Raw genomic sequence first — 7,500 nt, 5'->3', positions numbered from 1 at the left:
AACTACGGATTAACGTAATAACTTCATCGAGATGATCTAGAGCAATACGTAATCCTTCTAAAATATGAGCACGCGCCTCTGCTTTTTCTAATTCATAAGCAGTACGTCGACGAATTACTACCTTTTGATGCTCCAAGTAATGATATAAATTTTGTTTTAAATTCAATACTTGTGGCTCTCCATTTACAAGAGACAACATATTAATACCGAAACTTGTTTGAAGTGCTGTATGTTTATATAGATTATTTAATAGTACATTAGCATTTGCATCACGACGTACTTCCATAACAATACGCATACCGTTTCGATCTGACTCATCACGTAAATCCGTAATACCTTCAATTTTCTTATCACGAACTAATTCTGCAATTTTTTCAATTAATCGCGCCTTATTAACTTGATAAGGTAGTTCAGTTACGAGAATAGATTGTTTACCATTTGACTTCTCTTCAATTTCAACTTTAGCTCGGAGCATAATAGAGCCTCTACCTGTTTCATACGCTCTTCGAATCCCACTTCGTCCCAAAATTAAACCTGCTGTTGGAAAATCTGGTCCCGGAATAAACTCCATTAATTCCGCAATAGTAATGTCGGGATTATGGCTTAGCGCCAATACGCCATCAATTACTTCACCAAGTTGATGCGGCGGAATGTTTGTTGCCATACCAACTGCAATACCCGTCGTACCATTCACTAATAAATTAGGGAAACGCGCTGGCAATACAATTGGCTCTCTTTCAGAACCATCATAGTTATCTTGATAATCAATCGTATTTTTTGAAATATCACGTATTAATTCCATAGAAATCTTAGACATTCTTGCTTCTGTATAACGCATTGCTGCTGCCGAATCACCATCAACAGAACCAAAGTTACCATGCCCATCAACAAGCATATAACGTTGACTAAAATCTTGCGCCATACGTACCATCGTCTCGTAAACAGCTGAATCACCGTGCGGGTGATACTTACCGATTACTTCACCGACAATACGCGCTGATTTCTTATACGCTTTATCAGCTGTAATCCCTAAATCATTCATCGCATACAAAACCCTACGATGCACAGGTTTTAATCCATCACGAACATCTGGTAATGCACGAGATACGATAACACTCATTGCGTAATCTAAAAACGAGGTACGCATTTCATGACTAATATTAATTTCTCGAATTCGTGCTTGTTGTTGATTGTCTGACATCAACGAGCACCTCCTCTTACATTTCCGTTACACATACATTGATTTATATGTAGAAGACAGGAATACTTAGATTCCTGTCATTACTCATTTAAATATCAAGGTTTTTCACGTATTTTGCATTTTCTTGGATAAAGTTACGACGTGGCTCTACTTTATCTCCCATTAAAATTTCAAATGTTTCATCTGCTTCAATTGCATCTTGAAGAGAAACTTGAAGTAATGAACGTACTTCCGGGTCCATTGTCGTCTCCCATAACTGAGTTGGATTCATTTCCCCTAGACCTTTATAACGCTGAATCCCTGGCTTAGGTTGAGCTGGTAATTCCGCTAAGATTTTTTCAAGTTCCTTATCGTTGTAAGCATATTGAATTTTCTTACCTTGTTGTACTTTAAACAAAGGCGGCTGTGCGATATATATATATCCACACTCAATTATTTGACGCATATAACGATAGAAGAACGTTAATAATAGGGTACGAATATGTGCACCATCAACATCGGCATCGGTCATAATAATAACTTTATGATAGCGTGCTTTCTCAATATCGAAGTCTCCGCCGATATTTGTACCGATCGCCGTAATAATTGTACGAACTTCATCATTTGATAAAATCTTATCTAAGCGTGCCTTTTCAACATTAATAATTTTACCCTTCAACGGTAAAATTGCTTGGAAATGACGATCGCGCCCTTGTTTTGCAGATCCACCCGCAGAGTCACCCTCTACGATATAAATTTCACTAATTGCTGGATCTTTAGAAGAGCAGTCTGCCAATTTCCCTGGTAAACTTGAAACTTCTAAAGCACTCTTTCGGCGAGTTAACTCACGAGCCTTTTTAGCTGCTACACGTGCACGCGCTGCCATCGTCCCTTTATCTATAATTTTACGTGCAACATTGGGATTTTCCAGTAAGAACTTTTCAAATGCCTCTGAGAATACTGACTCTGTAATTGTTCTTGCTTCACTATTTCCAAGTTTCGTCTTCGTTTGTCCTTCGAATTGTGGATTCGGATGTTTAATTGACACAATCGCTGTTAAACCTTCACGAACATCTTCACCAGTTAAATTACTATCCGCATCTTTTAAAATATTATTTTTACGACCATAATCGTTGATCACACGTGTTAGGGCAGTTTTAAATCCTACCTCATGTGTACCACCTTCATACGTATGAATATTATTTGTAAATGAGTAAATATGATTTGTATATCCTTCGTTATATTGAAGTGCAACTTCAACCTGAATACCATCTTTTGAACCTTCTACATATACAGGTTCTTCATGAATTGGTTGTTTTGAACGATTTAAATGTTCAACATACGATTTAATTCCACCTTCATAGTGAAACTCTTTCTTTTGCTTATGTTCACGCTTATCTTCAATTGTTAATTTAATATTACGATTTAAAAATGCCAACTCACGCATACGAGTCGCTAACGTATCAAATTCATATTCTGTCGTCTCTTTAAAAATCTCTGGGTCCGGCTTAAAGCGAGTTATTGTTCCAGTTTTATCTGTATCACCGATGACTTTTAAATCTGCAACTGGAATACCTCTCTCATACTTTTGGTAATGGATTTTCCCATCACGATGTACAAATACTTCTAGTTCTGTTGATAAGGCATTTACAACAGATGCACCAACACCATGCAAACCACCAGAAACCTTATAACCGCCACCGCCAAATTTACCTCCAGCGTGAAGGACAGTCATGATAACTTCTACTGCAGGGCGTCCCATTTTTTCTTGTATACCAACTGGAATACCACGTCCATTATCCGTTACAAGAATACTATTATCTTCTTCAATACTAACGTTGATTTCATCGCAATACCCCGCTAAGGCTTCATCGATACTATTATCGACAATCTCCCATACAAGGTGGTGAAGTCCTTTTCCACTTGTAGTACCAATGTACATACCCGGACGTTTCCGAACTGCCTCTAGTCCTTCAAGTACCTGTATCTGACTTTCATCATATGCATTTTCTTGCATTTGCTTTTGTTCCATTGACACAAAGATCACCTACTTTTCCATTTAAACAGGGATTATGCCCTGTCCATTTCACAATCTACCGTGCCGTTCATTACATGAATTGTTTTCGCTTCTTTTAATGTTTCGTGTTCAATTCCGTCGACACTCGTCGTTGTCACAAATGTTTGCACTTTTCCTTGAATTGTATTTAACAGATGTGATTGACGATAATCATCTAATTCTGATAATACATCATCCAATAAAAGAATAGGATATTCCTTAACTTCTGAGTAAATCAATTCAATTTCAGCTAATTTTAGGGACAGTGCGGTCGTTCGTTGTTGTCCTTGCGAACCAAAGACTTGAACATTTTTACTATTAACGAAGAATTGTAAATCATCACGATGAGGACCAATTAAAGTTGTACCACGGAAAATTTCACGTTGTTTCACAGATTGAAAACTTTCATAGTATACTTCTTTTATTTTCGACAAATCCATTGATTCTGATACATCTAGGCTTGGTTTATAGACGATTTCTAATTCCTCTAATCCCCTGCTAATCCCGCGATGTATCGGCGCAGCCCATTCTTGTAGTAAATTCAAAAACTCAAAACGTTTTCGCAATATTTTTGCACCATGCTCAATGAGTTGAAGTGTAAATACATCCAACATCGTTTCCTCATTTTTACTATTCCCTTGCATCTTTTTAAGCAAGTGATTTCGTTGCGTGAGCACTTTTTGATATTGGCTTAGTTCATACAAATAAATGGGCGCTATTTGTCCTAGTTCCATATCTAAAAAGCGTCTTCTTACTTGAGGGCTTCCTTTTACAAGATTTAAATCTTCTGGGGCAAACATCACAACGTTCATTTCACCAATGTATTGGCTTAACTTTTGTTGTTCAAGTTGATTTAGCTTTGCCTTTTTACCTTTTTTGGAAATATTTAATTCTAAAGACAAAGAACTATTTCTTTTTTGTAATCTACCTTTGATTTGACCGTAATCCTCATCCCATCGAATAAGCTCACGATCATTAGAGGTTCTATGAGATTTCGCCATCGCTAATACATAAATGGCTTCCATCAAATTTGTTTTCCCTTGTGCATTTTCACCAATAATTACATTGACCTTGTCCTCAAAGGAGAGCTCTAATTTTTCATAATTGCGATAGTTTTTTAATTGTATTTCTGTAATAAACAAAGGGATCCCCCTTTATGCCTGAACTTGGAAAGTTCCACTTCCCGGAATTTCAATAATATCATTCGCATATAACTTGCGACCTCTTCTATTCTCAAGTTCTTGATTCACGTACACTTCATATTCTTGTAAGAACCATTTCACAGCCCCGCCCGTATCAATTACATCGGCTAGCTTTAAAAATTGTCCTAGTGTAATGTATTCTGTTGAAATTTTAATACTTTTCATAAAAATCGCTCACTTTCTGAAAGTGTTCATTCTTTCATTGTACTAAATAAACTAGCATTAGGAAAGCAATACCCTAAAATCAAATAAGGGTCACTAGTACCTTTAAACTAGCAACCCTCAACCCTTACTTAGTAAGTACGTACCGGTAAAATTAATTGGATGATGGAATCATCATTCACTGTACGAATCAAAAACGGCCTCATCGCCCCAGTAAAGCTAATTTTAATTTCTGTACTATCTAAAGCTTTTAATGCGTCCATCATATATTTTGCACTAAAAGATATTTTTAATTCTTCTCCATCTACGTTTTCACATTGAACTTCTTCTACTACTTTTCCGATTTCTGGTGAATTTGAAGAAATCTCAAGCATTTGTTGTTCTAATGTCGATAATTTAACAACATTGTTACGACCATCTCTTGCTAATAGCGAAGCACGATCAATTGCTTGTAAAAATTCTTTTGTATTCACAAAAATATCTGTCTTACTCTCGGCTGGAATTAAACGTGTTGTATCTGGGTAGTTACCTTCTAACAATCTCGAGAAGAATAATAAATGTTTTGTACGGAATAATACTTGATACTCCGTAATAACGATATCTACCATTTCTTCAGATTCATCTAGGATTTTACTTAATTCATTTAAGCTCTTACCAGGAATAACGACATTGGCTTGAAATTCATCAGCAATATTATGCCCTTCAATTTTTGCTTTACGAAGCGCTAGTCTGTGACTATCTGTTGCAATGCAAGTTAACTCGCTGTTATATACTTTCCAGTTTACACCTGTCAAGATGGGCCTTGTTTCAGAAGTTGAAACTGCAAATACTGTTTGCCTAATCATATGTTTAAGTAAATCTGTTGGAATCTTAAATACATGATGTTCTTCAATCTGAGGTAGTAACGGATATTCAGCTGAATCTAAACCATTTAAATTAAACTCTGATTTTCCAGATTTTATTTTTGTCATAAAATGATTTTCCACAGAAATTTCAACAATTTCTTTAGGTAATTTTTTTACGATCTCACTAAAGTATTTTGCTTGTAAAACAATACTTCCTGATTGTTCAATTTCAACAACTTCTTTTCCAGCATCTTCGACTGGGATAAATGATTCGATAGAGATATCTGCATCGCTACCTGTTAAAGTAACTCCTTCTTCAGTTGCTACAACCTTAATTCCTGTAAGAATTGGAATTGTTGTACGAGAAGAAACTGCCTTCATTACATCTTGTACACCTCTTACAAGATAGTCTTTTTGTATTGTAAAACGCATAACGAAAAACCTCCGGTAAGTATAAGATTTTATTTATTTAATAAAGATAAAAAAATAGTAGTAATAGTAATAGGGCTTGTGGATATGTGGATAACCCCATTTAAAGATGTAAAAACAGTCTATCTACATGTGGATAGACTGTGCGTAAAATAAGGTAAGTTATTCACACTATTCAGCTACTACTACTTTAAAATATCATTAATTTCTTCGACGTGTTTTTGTAATTGAGTATCCGTTTTTAATAGCTTCGAAATTTTTTCGTGAGCATGGATTACTGTTGTATGATCGCGGCCACCAAATTCTTCACCTATTTTTGGCAAAGATGAGTCCGTAAGTTCACGTGATAAATACATTGCAATTTGGCGAGGGAATGCAACGGATTTTGTACGTTTTTTTGCTTTGAAATCTTCTAATTTTACTTGATAGACGCCCCCAACGGCCTTTTGAATATCAGAAATAGAAATAATTCTAGGTATAGAGTTTGGAATAATATCTTTAAGTGCTTCAGCTGCTAAATCAGCATTAATATCTTTATTAATTAAAGATGAATAAGCTACAACTCGAATAAGAGCACCTTCTAACTCACGAATGTTAGAATCGATCTGATTTGCAATATAAAGCATAACCTCATTCGGTATATCAAGGCCTTCTGCTTTTGCTTTTTTACGTAAAATTGCAATTCTAGTTTCTAAATCTGGTGGCGTAATATCCGTAATTAAACCCCATTCAAAGCGAGAACGAAGGCGATCTTCTAAAGTTGGGATTTCTTTTGGTGGTCTATCACTTGAAATCACAATTTGTTTACTTTCTTCATGTAACGCATTAAATGTGTGGAAAAACTCTTCCTGTGTTTGTTCTTTTCCAGCAAGAAATTGAATATCATCTATCAATAAGACATCTACATTACGATATTTATTACGAAAATCGACAGCTTTATTATCACGAATTGAGTTAATGAATTCATTTGTGAATTTTTCAGATGATAAATATACAACTTTTGCATTCGGGTTGTGTTCAATTACATAATGCCCAATTGCGTGCATTAAATGTGTTTTTCCAAGTCCAACGCCCCCATAAATAAAGAGCGGATTATAAGCTTTAGCTGGCGCCTCAGCTACAGCTAAAGAAGCAGCATGTGCAAAACGATTACCAGAGCCAATAACAAATGTATCAAATGTATATTTTGGATTTAACATGCTCTGTGGTAAATGAGTAGAATCGTCTTGTGCTCGATTTTTTTTAACAGAAGGGAGATCTATATCCTCTTCCGCCTGACTTTGGGGAATAATAAAACGAATAGCTAGTTTTGCCCCTGTTAAATCATAAAGTGTTTCGGAGATTAGTTCCGAATAATGGGATTCTAGCCAGTCACGAGCAAATTCATTTGGAGCTGTAATAGTTAATACATCTTTTTTCAAGTTATGAGCGGTTGTTGATTTTAACCATGTTTCATAACTTGGCTTGCTTACCTTTTTTTCTAATTCTTTCAAGGCACTATTCCATAAATCAGAGATATTTTCCAAAGGTGTCCCTCCTTTACAAAGATGGTAAAAGAATAAGGTTGCGCAACAATTGTACAACCAATAAGTATTTTAAATGCATATTTATACGAAACGTATTTTA

At 35.6% G+C, this 7,500-nt stretch carries 6 protein-coding genes (1 of these 6 only partly in view); all 6 read right to left on the bottom strand.

The window, feature by feature from the left end; translation table 11 throughout:
* On the bottom strand, positions 1–1,201 hold the beginning of the coding sequence (gyrA, locus tag LUS72_RS00030) for a DNA gyrase subunit A (RefSeq protein ID WP_097831345.1). The gene continues 1,271 nt to the left of window position 1, outside the view; the window shows 1,201 of its 2,472 coding nt (coding positions 1–1,201); the start codon lies at positions 1,199–1,201; the stop codon falls past the left edge of the window.
* Positions 1,202–1,289: 88 nt separating this feature from the next.
* Positions 1,290–3,212 carry a DNA topoisomerase (ATP-hydrolyzing) subunit B gene (gyrB, locus tag LUS72_RS00025; RefSeq protein WP_097831346.1) on the bottom strand — a complete coding sequence of 641 codons (1,923 nt, stop codon included), beginning with the start codon at positions 3,210–3,212 and terminating at the stop codon, positions 1,290–1,292.
* A gap of 38 nt (positions 3,213–3,250) precedes the next feature.
* Positions 3,251–4,378 (bottom strand): DNA replication/repair protein RecF, encoded by a 1,128-nt coding sequence (gene recF, locus LUS72_RS00020; RefSeq protein ID WP_097831347.1) that lies wholly within the window; start codon positions 4,376–4,378, stop codon positions 3,251–3,253.
* A gap of 12 nt (positions 4,379–4,390) precedes the next feature.
* Positions 4,391–4,603 (bottom strand): S4 domain-containing protein YaaA, encoded by a 213-nt coding sequence (yaaA, locus tag LUS72_RS00015; protein ID WP_000835828.1) that lies wholly within the window; start codon positions 4,601–4,603, stop codon positions 4,391–4,393.
* Positions 4,604–4,731: 128 nt separating this feature from the next.
* Positions 4,732–5,877: a DNA polymerase III subunit beta gene (gene dnaN / locus LUS72_RS00010; protein WP_071744229.1), complete on the bottom strand. Its 1,146-nt coding sequence runs from the start codon at positions 5,875–5,877 to the stop codon at positions 4,732–4,734.
* A 182-nt stretch (positions 5,878–6,059) separates the two neighbouring features.
* Positions 6,060–7,400 (bottom strand): chromosomal replication initiator protein DnaA, encoded by a 1,341-nt coding sequence (dnaA, locus tag LUS72_RS00005; RefSeq protein ID WP_097831348.1) that lies wholly within the window; start codon positions 7,398–7,400, stop codon positions 6,060–6,062.
* Positions 7,401–7,500 lie beyond the last annotated feature (100 nt).

Origin of the sequence: Bacillus cereus (assembly GCF_025917685.1) — a bacterium.
In the GTDB taxonomy this organism is placed as follows: domain Bacteria; phylum Bacillota; class Bacilli; order Bacillales; family Bacillaceae_G; genus Bacillus_A; species Bacillus_A cereus_AT.
Note: the sequence above shows the minus strand (reverse complement) of the source record. Positions and strands in the feature narration are given on the sequence as shown.

Bases quoted from the DNA above. Each gene is read 5' to 3' on its own strand.
- gyrB (WP_097831346.1), bottom strand. From the start codon at position 3,212: ATGGAACAAAAGCAAATGCAAGAAAATGCATATGATGAAAGTCAGATA.
- yaaA (WP_000835828.1), bottom strand. From the start codon at position 4,603: ATGAAAAGTATTAAAATTTCAACAGAATACATTACACTAGGACAATTT.
- dnaN (WP_071744229.1), bottom strand. From the start codon at position 5,877: ATGCGTTTTACAATACAAAAAGACTATCTTGTAAGAGGTGTACAAGAT.